The 17,126-nt window shown below is 73.7% G+C and carries 19 protein-coding genes; 8 read left to right on the top strand and 11 right to left on the bottom strand.

Going from position 1 to position 17,126, the window contains the following annotated elements:
• The first annotated feature begins 30 nt into the window (after positions 1 to 30).
• Complete coding sequence (locus tag RQG84_RS15900; protein ID WP_311210808.1) at positions 31 to 609, top strand: TetR/AcrR family transcriptional regulator; 579 nt, start codon at positions 31 to 33, stop codon at positions 607 to 609.
• A gap of 91 nt (positions 610 to 700) precedes the next feature.
• On the opposite strand, the gene RQG84_RS15895 is transcribed toward RQG84_RS15900, so the two are convergent.
• The gene (locus RQG84_RS15895) at positions 701 to 1,336 is read right to left on the bottom strand and encodes a hypothetical protein (RefSeq protein ID WP_156367904.1); all 636 of its coding nucleotides are present in this window, start codon (positions 1,334 to 1,336) and stop codon (positions 701 to 703) included.
• A 76-nt stretch (positions 1,337 to 1,412) separates the two neighbouring features.
• Here RQG84_RS15895 and RQG84_RS15890 point away from each other — a divergent pair, with 76 nt between their 5' ends.
• Entirely contained in the window at positions 1,413 to 2,087 is a 675-nt protein-coding gene (locus tag RQG84_RS15890) for a TetR/AcrR family transcriptional regulator (RefSeq protein WP_311210807.1), read from the top strand.
• Here the strand turns inward: RQG84_RS15890 and RQG84_RS15885 are convergent.
• From RQG84_RS15885 to RQG84_RS15875, 3 genes are read right to left on the bottom strand one after another with little or no spacing between them, the layout of a single operon-like run.
• A complete protein-coding gene (locus tag RQG84_RS15885) occupies positions 2,059 to 2,829 on the bottom strand; it encodes an enoyl-CoA hydratase-related protein (protein WP_311210806.1) in 771 nt (256 codons plus the stop codon). The two genes, RQG84_RS15890 and RQG84_RS15885, sit on opposite strands and share 29 nt — an antisense overlap.
• Positions 2,830 to 2,837: 8 nt before the next feature.
• Entirely contained in the window at positions 2,838 to 3,599 is a 762-nt protein-coding gene (locus RQG84_RS15880; protein ID WP_311210805.1) for an SDR family NAD(P)-dependent oxidoreductase, read from the bottom strand.
• 18 nt (positions 3,600 to 3,617) lie between these two features.
• The gene (locus tag RQG84_RS15875; RefSeq protein ID WP_311210804.1) at positions 3,618 to 4,757 is read right to left on the bottom strand and encodes an acyl-CoA dehydrogenase family protein; all 1,140 of its coding nucleotides are present in this window, start codon (positions 4,755 to 4,757) and stop codon (positions 3,618 to 3,620) included.
• Positions 4,758 to 4,883: 126 nt separating this feature from the next.
• Here RQG84_RS15875 and RQG84_RS15870 point away from each other — a divergent pair, with 126 nt between their 5' ends.
• Genes RQG84_RS15870 through RQG84_RS15855 form a run of 4 tightly spaced genes read left to right on the top strand, consistent with a single transcriptional unit; the run spans position 4,884 to position 8,276 of the window.
• Positions 4,884 to 5,870 carry a sensor domain-containing diguanylate cyclase gene (locus RQG84_RS15870; protein ID WP_311210803.1) on the top strand — a complete coding sequence of 329 codons (987 nt, stop codon included), beginning with the start codon at positions 4,884 to 4,886 and terminating at the stop codon, positions 5,868 to 5,870.
• A gap of 9 nt (positions 5,871 to 5,879) precedes the next feature.
• Positions 5,880 to 6,590 (top strand): lysoplasmalogenase family protein, encoded by a 711-nt coding sequence (locus tag RQG84_RS15865; RefSeq protein ID WP_311210802.1) that lies wholly within the window; start codon positions 5,880 to 5,882, stop codon positions 6,588 to 6,590.
• A gap of 1 nt (position 6,591) precedes the next feature.
• On the top strand, positions 6,592 to 7,392 hold the full coding sequence (locus tag RQG84_RS15860; protein ID WP_311210801.1) for a lysophospholipid acyltransferase family protein: 801 nt from the start codon (positions 6,592 to 6,594) through the stop codon (positions 7,390 to 7,392).
• 32 nt (positions 7,393 to 7,424) lie between these two features.
• A complete protein-coding gene (locus RQG84_RS15855; RefSeq protein WP_311210800.1) occupies positions 7,425 to 8,276 on the top strand; it encodes an alpha/beta hydrolase in 852 nt (283 codons plus the stop codon).
• A gap of 7 nt (positions 8,277 to 8,283) precedes the next feature.
• On the opposite strand, the gene RQG84_RS15850 is transcribed toward RQG84_RS15855, so the two are convergent.
• Positions 8,284 to 9,099, bottom strand: a complete 816-nt coding sequence (locus RQG84_RS15850) for an exonuclease domain-containing protein (RefSeq protein WP_311210799.1) — start codon at positions 9,097 to 9,099, stop codon at positions 8,284 to 8,286.
• A gap of 581 nt (positions 9,100 to 9,680) precedes the next feature.
• Here RQG84_RS15850 and RQG84_RS15845 point away from each other — a divergent pair.
• Positions 9,681 to 10,559, top strand: a complete 879-nt coding sequence (locus tag RQG84_RS15845) for an SDR family oxidoreductase (protein WP_311210798.1) — start codon at positions 9,681 to 9,683, stop codon at positions 10,557 to 10,559.
• A gap of 6 nt (positions 10,560 to 10,565) precedes the next feature.
• Here the strand turns inward: RQG84_RS15845 and RQG84_RS15840 are convergent, their stop codons facing one another.
• From RQG84_RS15840 to dacB, 6 genes are all read right to left on the bottom strand, one after another.
• The gene (locus RQG84_RS15840; RefSeq protein ID WP_311210797.1) at positions 10,566 to 11,474 is read right to left on the bottom strand and encodes a sucrase ferredoxin; all 909 of its coding nucleotides are present in this window, start codon (positions 11,472 to 11,474) and stop codon (positions 10,566 to 10,568) included.
• Positions 11,475 to 11,501: 27 nt separating this feature from the next.
• Positions 11,502 to 12,725 (bottom strand): JmjC domain-containing protein, encoded by a 1,224-nt coding sequence (locus RQG84_RS15835; protein WP_311210796.1) that lies wholly within the window; start codon positions 12,723 to 12,725, stop codon positions 11,502 to 11,504.
• 3 nt (positions 12,726 to 12,728) lie between these two features.
• Entirely contained in the window at positions 12,729 to 12,959 is a 231-nt protein-coding gene (locus tag RQG84_RS15830) for a hypothetical protein (protein WP_311210795.1), read from the bottom strand.
• Positions 12,960 to 13,038: 79 nt separating this feature from the next.
• Positions 13,039 to 13,701, bottom strand: a complete 663-nt coding sequence (locus RQG84_RS15825; protein ID WP_311210794.1) for a hypothetical protein — start codon at positions 13,699 to 13,701, stop codon at positions 13,039 to 13,041.
• 61 nt (positions 13,702 to 13,762) lie between these two features.
• Entirely contained in the window at positions 13,763 to 14,902 is a 1,140-nt protein-coding gene (locus RQG84_RS15820; RefSeq protein ID WP_311210793.1) for a peptidoglycan-binding domain-containing protein, read from the bottom strand.
• Between the two features lie 118 nt (positions 14,903 to 15,020).
• Positions 15,021 to 16,454 carry a D-alanyl-D-alanine carboxypeptidase/D-alanyl-D-alanine-endopeptidase gene (gene dacB / locus RQG84_RS15815; protein WP_311210792.1) on the bottom strand — a complete coding sequence of 478 codons (1,434 nt, stop codon included), beginning with the start codon at positions 16,452 to 16,454 and terminating at the stop codon, positions 15,021 to 15,023.
• A 99-nt stretch (positions 16,455 to 16,553) separates the two neighbouring features.
• Between dacB and RQG84_RS15810 the strand changes: the two genes are divergently transcribed.
• Entirely contained in the window at positions 16,554 to 17,045 is a 492-nt protein-coding gene (locus RQG84_RS15810) for an inorganic diphosphatase (protein WP_257729647.1), read from the top strand.
• The last annotated feature ends 81 nt before the right edge of the window (positions 17,046 to 17,126 follow it).

Here is a 17,126-nt window from a genome sequence, read left to right as displayed (position 1 = left end):
CTGTGGTACTGCTCCGGGTATCCTGGTGCGATGGTCCGTCCGACGAGCGTCGCCGCCCGCGACGACGCACGCCGCGGCGCCCTCCTCGACGAGCTCATCCCGCTGTTCCACGCCGAGGGCTTCCTGGCCTTCAGCCTCGAGGACCTCGCCCGCCGTCTCGGCTGCTCCAAGTCCACGCTCTACGTGGTCGCCGCGAGCAAGGAGCAGATCATCCAGGCGACCGTGCGCGAGTCGTTCCGCCGCTCCACCGAGGCGGTCGAGTGTCGCGTGGCCGCCGAGCCCGACACCGGCCGGCGCATCAGCGTCTACCTCGACGCGATCGCCGAGGAGCTCGCCCCGGCCGGTCCCACCTACTTCGCCGACCTCGACGCCTACGAGCCCGCCCGCGACGTCTATCGCACCAACGTGCGCCTGGCGGCACAGCGGGTCAAGGAGCTCGTCGAGGCCTCGGGCCGGCAGCGCCTCGACCCACGCTTCGTGGGAGCGGTCGCCGGGCTCGTCCTGGAGGCGATCCACCGCGGCGCCGTGGAGGCCGACACGGGCCTCGACGACGCGGCCGCGTTCCACCAGCTGGCGGTGCTGGTCGACTACGCCACCCGCTCCGACTGACCGCCCGTCCCCGCGTCTCGGACACTTCCGGGGCACTTCGACGCCCCGAACCGCCCCGGACGTGTCCGAAACGGGGAGACGAGCCGGGGCGTCAGCGGACGCCGGTGAGGTCCGGGAGCAGGACGGGGCCGGTCTTGCGGTCGAGGTTGGCCGCGTGCTGCTCGATGCGGCCGATGGAGGCGACGAGCTGGTCGACGACGTCCACGAGCGACGCGATGGCCGTCGCCGCCGTGGTGAGCTGCTCGAGCTGGCCCGGGAGCGGCTCGGCCGACGCCGCTAGGGAGTCGAGCGGCTCACCGAGCGCCTCGAGCTTGCCCAGCTGCGTCTCCAGGCCGTCGAGCCGCTCCTGCAGCGCACGGATGTCGGTGCCGACGGCGGCGAGCGGCTCGGCCGCGGCGACGACGCCGTCGGCGGCGGACCCCAGCGAGCGCGCGACACCCAGCAGCTCGGTGAGCTGCTCCCCGACCTCCGGCAGCACCGCCACGGCCTCGAGCACCGGGGGCACCACCTTCTCGACGTTGCCGTCGATGCGCTCCACCTGGTCGAGGGTCGTCGGCGACCGCTCGGCCGACTCGGTGATCTGGGGCAGCGCCGCGCCGGCAGCCGCGAGCCGCGGGAGGTAGGGCAGCAGGACGACCAGGCCGATCGCGATCATCGTCAGCACCGCGATGATCTGCACGGCGATGACGCGGGCGGCCCAGGTGGGCATGGCGGCGAGAGGGGACACGACGACCTCCGGGAGAGTGACTGCTACAGAACGTAACAGTTACACGTCGTCACAGCATCGCGAATAGGGTGTGTCCATGACCACGCCACCCGTCCCGCCCGACGGCCGCGCGAGCCGCTGGGTCGGGCACCGGGAGCGCCGACGCGAGGAGATCACGCAGACGGCGATCGAGGTGCTCGACCGCGAGGGCCCCGACGCCCCGGTGGAGTCCATCGCCCGCGCCTGCGGCGTGACGCGGCAGGTGCTCTACCGCCAGTTCGAGAACCGGCACGACCTCGACGTCGCGATCGCCGACCGCGTGGTGTCGATGCTGCTCGAGCACGTGATCGCCCGCATGACCGCGGACCACGGCATCGAGGCCGGCCTGCGGGGGACGCTCGACGCCTACCTCGACTTCGTCCTCGAGCACCGCCCGCTCTACGACTTCGTCCGCGCGCTCCCGTCGGCTCCCGGGTCCGGCAGCCCGGTCGACCGCATCACCGACGTGGTCGTCACCGTCGTGGCGTCCATCGCCGGGGAGCTTCTCGGTCCCGACGCCCCCGACCGGCTGCCCCTGCGCGACGTCTACGCCACCGGCCTCGTGGGACTCGCCGACGCGGTCGTGTCTCGCTGGCTCGCCGACCCGGGCACGCGCACCCGCGAGGACCTGGTCGACGCCCTCGTCGACGTGCTCCAGCTGTGCATCGAGCCCGTCCTCGGCGGAGCCGCCGCCGGCGGGGTCGTCAGCGGCGGGGCGTCAGGAACCGCGTGATGAGCGCGGCGCTCTCGGGCTCGGCCACCGAGGCCGCGATGGTGCGCGCCTCGACGTCGAGCCGGTCCGACAGCCCGGTGTCGTAGGAGCTGCGCAGCAGACGTCGCGCCCGGCCGAACGCCGCGGCCGGACCGTCGGCCAGACGTCGAGCGAGCGCGTGTGCCTCGTCGGCCACCGCCTCGTCCTCCACGACGCGCGCGACGATGCCCCACTCCTGGGCCTCGTCGGCCGAGAGCCGACGCGGCGTGAGGGTGAGCTCGAGCGCACGCTGGAGCCCGACCACCCGGGGCAGCAGCCACGACTGCCCACCGTCGGGCGTCAGGCCGACCGACGTGTAGGCGGTGACGAAGGACGCCGACCGACCGGCCACGACCAGGTCGCCGCCGAGCACGAGCGACAGGCCCGCGCCCGCCGCAGCGCCGTGCACCCCGACGACCACCGGCTTGTCGAGGCCGTCGAGCAGACGCACCCCCACGTGCAGCGCATCGGCCAGCTCCTGCAGGTACGCCGACCGGTCGGGCGCCGCGTCCATGGCGCCGAGGTCGCCCCCGGCGCAGAACATGCGGCCCCGACCGGTGAGCAGCACGACACGCACGGTGTCGTCGTCGCTCACCTGCTGCAGAGCGCTCGTGAACGCCTCGGTCCACGGCAGGTCGATCGTGTTCGAGGCGTCGGGGCGGTTCAGCTCGACGTGGGCGACGCCGTCGGCGACGCTCAGCAGGACGGGGGCCCCACCGTCCACGGCCCCACTCATCGCGGCGCCATGCGCAGGGAGCCGTCCATGCGGATGGTCTCGCCGTTCAGGTAGTCGTGCTCCACGATCATGCGCACCAGCTGGGCGTACTCCTCGGGACGACCGAGTCGCTGCGGGAAGGGGACGCCCTTGGCCAGCGCCGCGCGGATGTCGTCGCCCACCGAGGCGAGCATGGGGGTGTCGATGATGCCGGGAGCGATGGTGTTGACGCGGATCCCGTACTGCGCGAGGTCGCGCGCGACCGGCAGGGTCATGCCCACGACGCCGCCCTTGCTGGCGGAGTAGGCGGCCTGCCCGATCTGGCCGTCGAAGGCCGCGATCGAGGCGGTGTTCACCACCACGCCGCGCTGGCCGTGCTCGAGGGGCTCGGTGGCGGCCATCGCCTCGGCGGCGACGGCCAGCACGGTGAACGACCCGACGAGGTTGACGTTGATCGTCCGCGCGAACGCGGCGAGGTCGTGGATGCCCTGACCGCCCTTGCCGAGCACGCGCCCGGCGGTGCCGATGCCGGCGCAGTTGACGGCCACGCGCAGCGGACCGTGCTCACCGGCGGCGGCCACGGCGTTGCGCACCTGGCCCTCGTCGGTCACGTCGGCCTCGACGTAGACGACGCCGTCCACGTCGGGCGCCTTCTCGATGGACTGAGCCAGGTCGATCGCGACGACGGCGGCGCCGGCGGCGGCCAGCTCGGCGGCGGTGGCCGCGCCGAGGCCCGAGGCACCGCCGGTGACGACGGCAGACGTTCCGGTGAGCTGCATGGGGGTGTCCTTCTCTCTCTACTTCAGGTGACGGCTGATGACGAGCCGCTGGATCTGGTTGGTTCCTTCGAAGATCTGCATGACCTTGGTCTCGCGCATGTAGCGCTCGACCGGGAAGTCCTTCGTGTAGCCGGCACCGCCGAGCACCTGGACGGCGTCGGTGGTGACCTTCATGGCGTTGTCGGTGGCCACGAGCTTGGCCACCGACGCCGCTCGACCGTAGGGACGGCCGGCGTCCTTGAGGCGGGCGGCGTGCAGGTAGGTGGCACGGGCCGAGTCGACGGCCGCGGCCATGTCGGCCAGCACGAACCCGAGGCCCTGGTGGTCGATGATCGCCTTCCCGAAGGTCTCGCGCTCCTTGGCGTACGCGACGGCGGCGTCGAGCGCGCCCTGGGCCACCCCGACGGCCACGGCGGCGATCCCGAGGCGTCCGGCGTCGAGCCCCGCCAGCGCGATCGCCAGCCCCTGGCCCTCCGCCCCGAGGCGTCGCTCGGCCGGCACGCGCACGCCGTCGAACAGCATGGTGGCGGTGGTGGAGCCCATGAGGCCCATCTTCTGCTCGGGGACGTCGGCCGTGAGGCCCTCGGCGTCGGCCGGGACGAGGAAGCAGGAGATGCCCCTCCCCCCGTCGTCGGAGGTGCGGGCCATGACCTTGTAGAAGTCGGCCCGCCCGCCGTGGGTGGTCCAGGCCTTGGCGCCGCTGATGACGTAGTCGTCCCCCTCGCGCACGGCCTTCGTGCGCATGGCGGCGGGGTCGGAGCCGGCGTGGGCCTCCGACAGGCAGTAGGCACCGAGCAGCTCACCGCCGAGCATGTCGGGCATCCACCGCTGCTTCTGCTCGTCCGTGCCGGCCTCGAACAGCCCGAAGCACGAAAGGGCGTGCACGCTGACGCCGACGCCGACGCTGGCCCAGGCGGAGGCGATCTCCTCGACGACCTGCAGGTAGACCTCGTAGGGCTGCCCTCCTCCGCCGAGCTCCTCGGGGTACGGCAGCCCGAGCAGACCGGCGCGACCGAGGGTGGCGAACACGTCGCGCGGGAACGTGGCGGTGGCTTCCGCCTCGGCCGCGCGCGGTCGCAGCTTGTCGTCGACGAGCTCGCGGGTCAGCGCGACGAGGTCGGCCGACTCCTCGGTCGGCATGAGGCGTTCGACGGGCATGACGGCCTTCCCCTCCATGGTCTGGTCGAGCCGAGCGTACCAGCGTGAGTACCGCCGCTCCCGTTCTGGTACCGGTGTCGTTCCCGTTCGCCCCCGGGACGCCCAGCGACCGGGCAGGATGGAGCGATGACCACGCTCAGCCGCCCCGCCGACGGCACCGACAGCTTCAGCGAGGTCTCCCACCGTGTGGTGACCTACCTGCGCACCCACACGCCGATCAGCGACTGGTCCGTCAACCGTGTGGTCGGCGGCGAGCAGGTGCACCTGCACGTCGAGGGAGACGGACTCATCGCCGTCGGCGACCGACGCGACTGGGCAGACAGCTTCTGCCGCCGGGTGGTCGACCTCGGCGCCGACCCGGTCGTCCCGGACGTGACCACGCACCCCGACTACCGCGACCTGAGGATCGGCGACAGCCGCAGCTACGCCAGCCAGCCGATCCACGCCGCCGACGGTGAGATGTTCGGCATGCTCTGCGGGCTCGGCACCTCACCGCTCGACCGCGCCGACGACGTGGACCTGGACCTGCTGTCGCTCCTCACCGACCTGCTCGGCGCGCACGTGTCCCTGGCGCGTCGGCTCGAGAGCGGCGACCGCGCGCGTCGCTCCGCGGAGGCCCTGGCCCAGACCGATGCGCTCACCGGCCTGGTCAACCGACGCGGCTGGGACGCCCTGCTGGCCGACGCGGCCGTGCGCACGAGCGCGTACGGCGATCTCGCCGCCGTGGTCGTCGCCGACGTCGACGGTCTCAAGGCGGTCAACGATGAGCTCGGCCACACCGAGGGAGACGCCGTCCTGCGACGAGTCGCCGCCGCCCTGACCGCGGCACGACGCGACGGGGAGACCGCAGCCCGGTACGGCGGCGACGAGTTCGCCGTGCTGGTCGAGGACGTGTCCCCACGGTCGCTCGGGGAGATGCTGCGGCGCTATCGCGCGTCCTTCGCGCAGCACGACGTGGAGGTCTCCGTGGGGTGGTCGCTGGTGTACCCCGGCGACGAACCGGCCGACGCCGCGTTCCGGCGGGCCGACGTCTCGATGTACGAGGACAAGCGTTCCCGCCGCGTCGAGAACGGGGTCACCGACGACCCGCGCGACCTCGCCCCCGCGGGGTAGCCTGCGCCGATGAGCCTGCTCGAGAGCGCTCGCGCGCCGTGGCGCGCGGCCACCCCGTTCGTCGCGGCCTTCCTCGGGGTGCTCGTCGTGCACCTCGTGCTGCTGGCCGCCGACGTGACGCCCTGGGACAGCGTCACCAAGTGCCTGCTCGCACCCGTCCTCGTCGCCTGGGTGCTGACGTCCCGCGGGCCGCGCCTGCTCGCCCTGGCGCTGCTGCTCTGCCTCGGGGGTGACCTGCTCCTCGAGCTCGACGACCTGTTCGTCGCCGGGATGGCCTCGTTCGCCGCGGCGCACGTGTGCTTCGTGACGCTCTTCGTGCGCGCCGGGGCCCTGCGGGTGCACCGGCCGTCCGTCGCGCTGGTCGCGCTGTACCTCGTGGCCGGTGTCGTGGTCGTCGCGTGGGCCTGGGGCGGACTCGCCGCCGACCTGCGCCCGGTGATCCCCGTCTACGCCGCGCTGCTCCTGGCCACGGCGGTGACCGCCTCGACGGTCGACCGCCTGGCGGGGATCGGTGGCGGGCTGTTCCTGGTCTCCGACGGCATCATCGCCCTCGGCGAGGCCGGTCGGGTCGATCCCGGGTCGGCCGCGGTGTCGGTGCCGATCATGGCGCTCTACGGCGCGGCGATCCTGCTGCTGGCGGCCGGGGGCCTGCGGACCGGTCACGTCGCGCGCGCCACGGACTGCTTCCCGTCCGAGACCCCGTCCGCGCCGAACCCCTGACGTGGCACGTGGCTCCGGCGGACACCACCGCACCGATCGCACCTACCGGGTCGTGAACCGGCTGGGCGCCGTCGTGCTGCGCCTGTGGGGCGTCCGACTCCGGGGACGCGGCCTGGAGAACCTCCCCGCAGCCGGTCCCGTGGTGCTGGCGAGCAACCACACCGGCTTCCTCGACTTCGTGCTCGTCGGCTGGGCCGCGCGCGAGCGTGGCCGCCTGGTCCGCTTCATGAGCAAGGCCTCGGTGTTCGAGCTGCCGCTGGTCGGCCGGGCCATGCGGGCCATGGGCCACGTCCCGGTGGAGCGCTGGGCCGGGGCGAGCGCCTACCGACGCGCCCGGCGTCTCGTGGCCGACGGCGAGGCGGTGGGGGTGTTCCCGGAGGCCACCATCAGCCGCTCGTTCCGGGTCAAGGCGCTCAAGCCGGGCGCGGCCGGGCTCGCCCTCCACGGGGCACGGGTGACGGGCGCCCCCGTGCCGCTCGTGCCGTGCGTCGTGTGGGGCGGGCACCGCCTGCTCACCGTCGACGGCCGACGCACCCTGCGCCGTGGGGTGGTGGTGGACGTGGTCGTGGGCGAGGCCCTGCTGCCCGTCGAGGGTGAGAGCGTCCACGACCTGACGATGCGCCTGAGGACCGCCCTCGAGGACCTGCTCGACGACGCCGTCGCGCACTACCCCCAGGAGCCGGCCTCGGACGCGGACCGCTGGTGGGTGCACGCCGACCGCGGTGGCACCGCGCCCGACGTCGCCACCGGCGCCGCGCTCGACGCGGCGGCGCTCCAGCGCATCGGCGCCCCGCCCTCCTGACCGGAGGTCCCGCCGTGCGTGAGGATGGGTGCATGACGTTCGACGAGACCGAGCCCGTCCCCGTCCGCGACCTGACGTTCGACGTGCGCACGACCGGCCCCGACTCCGGCGAGCCCGTGGTGCTGCTGCACGGCTTCCCCGCGACGTCCCTGACGTGGTCGGAGGTGGCACCGGTGCTCGCCGAGGCCGGCCTGCGCGTCGTCGCGCCGGACCAGCGGGGCTACTCCCCTCACGCTCGACCCGACGCGGTCGACACCTACACGACCGCGGCGCTCGCCCAGGACGTGGTCGACCTCGCCGACGCACTCGGCCTCGAGACCTTCCACCTCGTCGGCCACGACTGGGGTGCGGCGGTGGCCTGGTACGTCGCCGCCCACCACGGACACCGACTGCGGACCCTCACCGCGTTCTCGGTCCCCCACCTGGCCGCCTACAACGCCGCCCTGCGCGGCGACGAGGAGGCGAAGGACAAGGCCTCCTACATCGGGCTCCTGCGCCAGGAGGGCAAGGCCGAGACCCTCCTGCTGGAGGACGACGCCCGACGTCTGCGGGCGATGTACCAGGGGGCGGTCCCGGACCAGCTCGTCGACGCCTACGTCGCGCAGCTGCAGCAGCCGGGCGCGCTCACCGCGGCGCTGGCCTGGTACCGCGCCATGACGTCCGACCTGGGCGACCTGCCCGACGTCGAGGTGCCCACCACCTACGTGTGGAGCACCGACGACCTGGCGATCGGCCGGTCCGGTGCCGACGCGTGCGGCGAGCACGTGACGGCCGACTACCGCTACACGGTGCTCGAGGGCACGTCGCACTGGATCCCCGAGGAGGAGCCGGCGGCCGCAGCCGCCGCGATCCTCGCCCGGGTCCGCGGCACCGTCGTGCCGTAGGCGCCTGTCAGCCGACGAGCGGCCAGCCTGCGGGATCGTCGAGGTCGCGCCCGGCCTTGCGGGCGTAGGCGTTCCAGTCCTCGGCACGCTCGGCGTACCACGATCGCTGGCTGGCCATGAGCGCGTCGAGGTCGAGGCCGCCCACGTGCGCGTGCCGGGCGGCCAGCTCGACCGCGACCTGCCGCGCGGCGACCGCGTCGCACGTGGCGTCGTGCGCACCGTCGAGCGTGACCCCGTAGTAGGCGGCGACGTCGCCGAGCCGCCGACGTCCGAGACCGCCTCGCTCGACGCCCCAGTCGACGACGTAGGGATCGACGACGAGCAGCCGGTCCCAGTCCGGCTGGGCCAGCCCGTGCCGCACCGCCTCGGCGCGCAGCATGGACAGGTCGTAGCAGGCGTTGAAGACCACGAGACCGACCCGTCGCTCGACGAGCGTCTGCACCCAGTCGAGCACGACCGGAAGCGCCTCGGCGGGCGTGGGCGCGTCGGCCAGCATCGCGTCGGTGATGCCGTGCACCTGCGCCGCCGCCTCGGGCACGGGGACGCCGGGCCGCACGAGCCCGGTGATCTCGAACCCGGGCTCGTCGAGCAGGGCGTAGCTGACGACCCGGTCGCGCAGGGGATCGGTGCCGGTGGTCTCGAGGTCGAGCGAGGCCAGGGGCAGCCGGTGCCACCCGTCGTGGTCGCCGCGCTGCGGAGGCCTGGGCGAGCAGGCGACGCACCACGTGCGCCAGGCCCCGGGCGTGCCGGTGAGGTGCCCGGCCCCGGCGTGCACGTGCTGGGCGCACGCGGAGCAGAAGCCCTCGAACCGGTTGGTCCGCATCGCCCGACCACCTGCCTCTCCGTCGTCCTCGGGGATCACGCTAGGGGTCGAGGCGGACGCTTTCCGGCACCGACGCGCGGCCGGTCGCGTCCCTCCGATTCGGACACTTCCGGGGCGTTGGGACCGGGGCGAGCGCCCCGGAACTGTCCGAGACGCATGGCCTGCGGTTGCGTCGGCGCGGCGGGGATTCCCGACGGTCTCCGAAAGGGCCTCGACGGAGCAGGGGGACCGACCCACCCGAGCCCCCCGGCCCCGCCCCGCGTTTTGACTCCTTCGAGTCGGTTTCCGGCGCACGAACCGACGTCACTGCGTCACAACGCCGGGGCCGCGACGATTCGGGCACATTCGGGGCACTTCGACCCCGAAACGTGCCCCGGAAGTGTCCGAAACGGATGCCGCAGCCCGGGGGCTCGGGCGGGGCGCTGGTCCCGCTCCGGTCGAGGCCCTTTCGGAGGCCGCCGCGACGTCGACCGCAGCCGACGCAGCCGCAGGTCGAGGGCTCGCCATCGTTCGACCAGAACCGTCGCCCCACTCGACACCAACTGGTACGATCGCACTGGTTTTCGTCGAGAGGAACGACCATGGCCCGCACCCGCACCTCCCTGGAGGGCAAGACCGTCGTGATCACCGGTGCCGCCAGCGGCATCGGTCGCGCCACCGCGCTGCGCCTCGCCCCACGGGGCGGGCGCCTGGTGCTCACCGACGTCGCCGCCGACGGGCTCGACGAGACCGTCGCACTCGTGCACGCGGCCGGCGGGTCGGTGCTGCACCACGCGGCGTTCGACATCAGCGACCTCGACGCCGTGAGCGCGCTCGCCGACGAGGTGCACGGTCACGTCGGCGCGGTCGACGTGGTGCTGAACGTCGCCGGCATCTCCACCTGGGGACGCATCGAGGACCTGCGACCCGAGCACTGGCGACGCACCGTCGAGATCGACCTCATGGGTCCCATCCACGTGCTCAGCTCCTTCGTGCCCCGCATGATCGAGGCCGGTCGCGGCGGGCACGTCGCCAACGTCTCGTCCGCGGCGGGCCTGTTCGGACTGCCCCTGCACGCGCCCTACAGCGCCGCCAAGTTCGGCCTGCGGGGGGTGAGCGAGGTCCTTCGCTTCGACCTCGAGCAGCACGGGATCGGCGTGACCCTGGTCTGTCCCGGCGCCGTCCGGACGCCGCTCGTCGGCACCGTCGACATCGTCGGCGTGGACCGCGACGACCCCCGGGTCGCCAAGGCCGTCGGACGGTTCGAGAAGCACGCCGTGTCCCCCGAGGAGGCGGCCGACGCCATGCTCCGCGGCATCGAGAAGGGGCGCTACCTCGTCTTCACGTCGCGCGACATCCAGGTCGGGCACCTGGCGCAGCGCTTCGCGCCGTTCGGCTACACGACCGCCATGCGCCTGCTCAACCGCAAGGCCTCCACGTTGCTGCGTCGCACCCGCGACGAGCCGCTCGTGCCGCGCTGACCCGACTCATTCCGACGCCGCAGGGCTCAGCGCGTCGACGACGAACGCACGGGCCGAGGTCGCTCGGGGCGCCTGGCAGGTGAGCACGGCAGGGTCGCGGTGCACCGCGCGGACGTCGGCGACCACGGCCGACGGCAACGGACCGGAGCAGACGAGTCGGACCCTCCAGCGTCCGTCACCCAGATCGTCCACCTGCGCCGAGTGGACGTCGCGCGGGCCCGCCGGGCCCCACCGCTCGTGCACCGCGACGGCCGCAGCCTGGGCCGCCGGCGGCAGGGCGCTGCTGCCACGCAGGAGCGCGGTCGTGACCTGCCCGGCCAGGTGCTCCTCGACGACGCCGACCGCGGTGTCGGCGTCGAGTCCGCCGTAGAAGGTGCCGTCGGGCACCACCACGACGTTGGCCGCGAACCGGTCGCCACCGACGTGGCTGCACTCCCACACGACGTCGCCGAGCCGCTCGGCCAGCGCCGCGGCCACCGGGCGACCGCGCACCGCGCAGCACGTGTCGTGCCGGCCGTGCGCGCACACCAGCACCGCGCCCTCGTCGCCCCAGCCGGGTCCGCCCGAGTCCTCACGCAGCACCGCGCACGCCTCGAGGAGGTCCGCAGCATCGGTCCACGCGCCCCAGCGGATGCGGCCGTTCTCCACGTCCGCCACGGCCCACGCCCGACGGCCCGACGCCTCGGACCGTCGACCCGGACGACGGATCAGGATCGTGCGCGCGCCCACCTCTCGCGTGGCGGCCACCAGCCGGGCGACGACGTCCGGGTCGAGACCCTCGGACTCGAGCGCGTGGAAGGGCCACGGTCCCTGGTGCTCCACGAGCAGGAACCGACGGACGTGCAGGGCCGTGCCGGTGAGCGGGTCGGACCGCTCACGGGCCCGCGCCGCGCACAGGTCATCGAGGTCGGCCACGAGCCGATCCTCTCGCAGCGCAGCAGGTCACGCGGGCACGACGACGCCGGCCGACACCAGCCGGCGGGCTGCGTCGAGACCCAGCGACCCGGCCGGGACGGCCTGGCCGTCGAGCAGGGCGGCGACCGCCCCGGGGTCGACGGCGGACACGTCGACCGCTCCGGCGCGGCCGGTGAGCGTGGTGCCGTCGAGGCGTGCGCCCAGCTGCTCGCGCAGCCTCAGCGGCGTGGTGTCGTCGAGGCTCTGCGCCGTACGCAGCTGGGCGAGCGGGCCCACCGGCTCAGCGCGCCCGGACGCGTCGTCGCGCGCCCCGAGAGCGGCCGCCAGGGTCTCGACGGGCACGGAGCGCAGTGCCGACAGCAGCCGGTCGCGCACCAGCTCGGCGTGCGCCTCGAGGTCGCCTGCCTCGGCGACGTCGACACCCAGGGGCAGCGACGTGCGCACGTCGGGGTCGTCACCGACCACCGCGAGCGCGGCCGTGACCAGCTCCTCGGCCACGTGGTGGCGATGCCAGGTGTGGACGCCGAAGGTCAGGTGCGTGCTCACGTCGCCCAGCGCGGTGGCGGCGTGCAGCGTTCCGCGCGGCAGGTAGAGCACGTCGCCGGGCTCGAGCACGGCGTCGATGAGCGGCTCGCGCTCCGCCTCGACCCGCACCGCGTCGCGGCGGTCGGTCCAGGGCTGGTCGCGCAGCGGCGCCTCGTGCACCGGGGCGTGGATCCGCCAGTGCTTGGCTCCGGAGATCTGCAGCACGAAGACGTCGTGCACGTCGTAGTGGTCGTCGAACCCGCGGGACTGCGGCGGCGTGACGTAGGCGTTGACCTGGACCGGGTGCCCGAGGTCGGCCACCAGGGCCTGGGAGAACGAGACGACGGCGGGCCACGTGCGGTGCAGCGCCTGCAGCACGAGGGTGGCGCCGTCGGCGAACAGCGACGTGAGGCGGGTGTCGTCGACCTGGTCGGCGATGCCGGCCCCCACGCCACCGCCCGACGTGAACGCGCGGGTGCCCAGCGTCGTGCCGTCCTTGGCCACGCGCAGGAACGGTGTCCGCAGCCCGTGCGTCGACACGAGCTCGTCGACGGCGGACTCGCCGAACAGGTCGTCGAACCGCGCAGGCAGGTCGGCCGCACGGGTGAGCAGCGGCGCCCGGCCCCACGTGTCGGCGGCGAAGGCGACGGGGTCGACGACGAGGCGACGCAGGGCAGGGTGACCGGTCCGCAGACCGGCCACCCCTCCCTGCTCGGTGGTGGTCACGACCTACTGGGCCGAACCGTCGGCGCCACCGTCCTGCACGCCCGGGGTGCCCTCGGCGCCACCGTCGGCGGGACCCTCGGCGCCACCGTCAGCGCCACCGTCCTGGACGCCCGGGGTGCCCTCGGCGCCACCGTCGGCGGGACCCTCGGCGCCACCGTCGGCGCCACCGTCCTGCACGCCCGGGGTGCCCTCGGCGCCACCGTCAGCGGGACCTTCTGGGTTGAGCTCGCTCATGTGTTCCTCCTGGGGTCGACTGTGCGGCGGGTGCCGCGGTTCCCACATTGGCACCGTGGCCGCGGCTCGCAACTCGGCGTCAGGGCTGGTCGGTGCGTCGCCCGGTACCGGTGCCTGTGCCGTCGCGGGAACCGTCGACCGGGCCGCTGTCGCGCTCGTCGAGCCGGCCCTTCAGCGTGCGCACCTGCTTGCGTCGGTGGGTCGCGACGACGCCCGTCACGAGCAGCACCACCACCAGTCCGGCAGCACCCACGGCACCGATCGCCGTCGCGATCCGGAACCCAGGAGCCTCGACGTCCATGATGCGCTCGCCCGCGTGCGCCGCGTTGCCCGTGCCCAGCACGACCGCGAGCGTCAGCCAGTTCGGTACGGCCAGGACGATCGCCACGACCAGCAGGATGCCCCGCCACGTCCAGTTGAAGAACCGACGACGCAGCTGCACGACGATCATCAGGGGGACGATCGTGAAGACGAACCCGTAGAACAGGCCCCACAGGATGCCGCTCGTGAGGTCGCCGTTCACCTGGTCGCCGATGCGCTGGGCCCACCACCGCGGGAAGAACGCCGACGCGACGAGGGCCCCGGCGTACACGACCGCGACGAGCACGAGGGCCCAGACGAGCCGCTTGACCCACCGCTGGGGGTCGACGTCGGACGGGACGTACCGGCGCTCGTCCTTGCCGTGGGTGCGATCGCGCTCGCCGGCGCGCTCGTCTGGCTGACGTCCCTGGTCTTCGCTCATGCCTCGATGATCCCGCGCACCGCCTCGCCGCACCACTCCAACGACGGGGCTGTCGGCCACGTCACGAGGCGAGGGCCGCCCAGTCGCCCTTCGTCCAGGTGCCGGTCTGGGAGCGGCCCATCGCCTTCTGCCGGGCCCGGACCGCCGCGACCGTGAGGGGTCCGTAGTACCCGTTGCGGTCCGCGCGCTTCATGCCGAGCGCGACCTGCAGCACCAGCACGGCCTTCCCGGTGGTCCGTTCGGGCATCGAGGACGTGTAGCGCTCCGCACCGTAGGCCGCGGCCTCGGCGGCCGAGAGTCCCTTGGCCACGTCCGAGGTGACCTTCGCCGGAACGAGCGAGGCCCACGTCGGCTGGTCGATGGTCCCGGTCCAGGGCAGGTCGTGCTTCTTCTGGTACGCCTTCACGGCCTCGCGGGTGGCGGCGTCGAAGGTCCCGGTCTGCTTGACGCCGAGCGCCTTCTGGGCGGTCTTCACGGTGCCCGCGCGGGACCCGAGCGCGATCGTGGCCCACGACGTCCTCTTGACCAGGGGGACGGCCGCGTAGCAGCGGGTGGTGCGCGCCTTCGAGTTCATGACGGCCGGCTGCCCGGCGAAGCGGGAGCACGGCCCGTGGTCGACGGGGTGGACCTTCCCGGTCCAGAAGCTGGTGGTTCCTCGGGCGCCGTTCCAGCTGAACGACACGTGGACGTGGTCGCGGTGGCCCGAGCTCGGGCGCCAGCCCTCCTTGGACCGGTAGACGGCCCAGATCTTCTCGTTGTAGATGACGTACATGATGCCGAGACGCCGGGCGTTGGTGCCGCCGTCCCTCGTCAGCCAGGCGAGGAAGTCGGCGGCGGCCTTCTTCTCCTCGGCGTCCTTCACGTCCACCATCCAGTCCCAGGCCCGCCCGTCGGCGTGCTCGGACACCCCCTCGGAGCAGCCTCGCGCCGTGTTGCCCCTCCCGCCGACGCCGTAGGTCCGCATGACGAGGTCGCGTGTCTTCGCGACACCGGCCGGCGTGCCGGGCTGGCACGCGACCTGCGGCGCGTACGCCGACGGCGGGTCGACGGCCTTGGGCAGCGCGACGGGCGCCTTCAGTCCCTTCGGCTTCGACGGGAGGGGCACGGGCGTCGACGAGGCTGCCGACGACGTGCCACCGACGGCGGTGAGCGTGGCCGCGCACATGAGTGCGGCGGCGCACGCGAGCCCGAGCCTGCGCATGATGATCTCCCTCGCCCGTCGGGCTTCCCCACCCGGCGGACGACCATCGTGCGTCTCATCCGTCACACGTGTCACGGCTTCGCGCGAACTACAGGACTGTTCTTCCGGTGCCGCGGCGTCAGGGCTGGGTCGCGTCGGGACCGCAGGTGCAGGCCGCCAGCGCCGCCGCCACGTCGTCGATCGCAGCCTGCGTGACGAACGGGTTCACGCCCTCGGTGTCGTCGACCATGACGGCGAAGACGATCGGCACCCCCCTGGCGTCGGTGGCGTACCCGGCCAGCGAGTGCACACCGGTGAGCGTGCCGGTCTTCGCGCGCACCAGACCCCGGCCCGCGGAGTCCTCGTCGAAGCGGTCCTCGAGGGTGCCGGTGAGTCCGCCGACCGGCAGGTCGGCGAGCAGCTCCGACGTGGAGGCGCGCGACGCCGCCACGCGCAGCACCCCGGCCAAGGTCTCGGGGGCGATGCGGTTCGACCGCGCCAGACCGCTGCCGTCGTCGAGCCGCAGGCCCTGGACGGGCACACTCGCCTCGGTGAGCGTGGCCGCCACCGCGTCGGTGCCGCCCTCGAAGCTGCCCGGGCCGCCCGCCGCCAGCCCCACGTGGCGCAGGAGGACCTCGGCGGCCTCGTTGTCGCTGCGGACCAGCGTGGCGTCGACGATCTGGGCGACGGTGGCGCTCTGCACGGCGGCGAGCACCCGCTGCGGGTCCGGCGGCGCGTCGGCCCGGTCCGGCTCGCCGTCGACGTCGATGCCCTCGTCCTGCAGGTAGCCGGCGAACCGGTCGGCCGCGGCGCGGGCCGGGTCGCCGGACCGGATCCCGTCGCGCACCCCCCGGTCGGCCCACAGGGCACTCACCGGCGTGACGACCTGCCCGGGCACGTAGGAGTCCTCCCAGCCCGGACTCGCCGACGGACCCGTGAACAGGCCGGCGTCGTAGCCGAGCGACACCTCACCGACGCCGGCGTCGTCGAGTGCCGAGGCGGTGCGCTCGGCCAACGTGCGCAGGTCGGCCCGGTCCACGCGCGTGGGCCGCTCGGGTCGGCTCGACGCCAGGTACGGGTCGCCGCCGCCGACGAGCACGACCTCGTTGCCGTCGAGCACGGTCGACGTGCTGAAGCGCGATCCGGGGTCGAGCAGGGAGAGCGCGGCGTACGCCGTGAGCAGCTTCGTCGTGGAGGCCGGCACGAACGCCTCGTCGGCGTCGCGGGCGAACACCGACGTGCCGTCGAGCCCCACCACGGCGACGCCGAGCCGGTCGCCCAGCTCGGCGCGGCGGGCAGGGTCCTCGAGGAGCGGCTGGACCGCGGCGCGCACGGCGTCGGGGTCGAGGGCGCCGGTCATGACCGGATCGGGCTGGACGCGCTGCGGGGCGGCGTCGAGGGTGAGCGCCTCCGGCGGGGCGACCGCCTCGGGCCCGCACGGGCCGCCGCACACGACGGGGTTGAGCCGACCCGACGTCCAGCCGAGGCCGACTCCGGCGACGAGCACGACGGCGAGGAACAGCCCGCCCAGCGCCCATGGCAGAGCGACCCTGCCTCGATCTCGTCGCGTCACATGGGCCAGACTATGCACGAAGCGCCCATCCCTGCGGTCCCGCCCGACGGCGGTCGCCCGGTGCGCTCAGGCAACCAGCAGCGACGAGAGGCCCGACCCGTGATCTTCGATGTCACCGTGGAAATCCCCAAGGGTGAGCGCAACAAGTACGAGGTCGACCACAAGAGCCACCGCATCCGGCTCGACCGCACGCTGTTCACCGCCACGCAGTACCCCGCCGACTACGGCTTCATCGACGACACCCTCGGCCTCGACGGCGACCCTCTCGACGCCCTGGTGCTGCTGCCGTCGCCCACGTTCCCCGGGTGCGTCATCACGTGCCGCGCCATCGGCATGTTCCGCATGACCGACGAGGCCGGCGGCGACGACAAGGTCCTGTGCGTGCCCGCCACGGACCCGCGCCAGGAGCACCTGCGCGACATCCACCACGTGCCCGAGTTCGACCGCCTCGAGATCGAGCACTTCTTCACGGTCTACAAGGACCTCGAGCCCGGCAAGTCCGTCGAGGGCTCCACCTGGACCGGCCGCGTCGAGGCCGAGGCCGAGGTCAACCGCAGCTTCGAGCGCTTCAAGGACAACGGCGGCTACTGACCTTCCTCCTGCGCGGCCCCGTGGCTGCGCCGGCTGAGGGCCGTCCCGTCCTGCGGCTGCGTCGGCTCGGGTCCGTCTTTA

Source organism: Aeromicrobium sp. WCS2018Hpa-31 (assembly GCF_031843905.1).
In the GTDB taxonomy this organism is placed as follows: Bacteria; Actinomycetota; Actinomycetes; order Propionibacteriales; family Nocardioidaceae; genus Aeromicrobium.
Note: the sequence above shows the minus strand (reverse complement) of the source record. Positions and strands in the feature narration are given on the sequence as shown.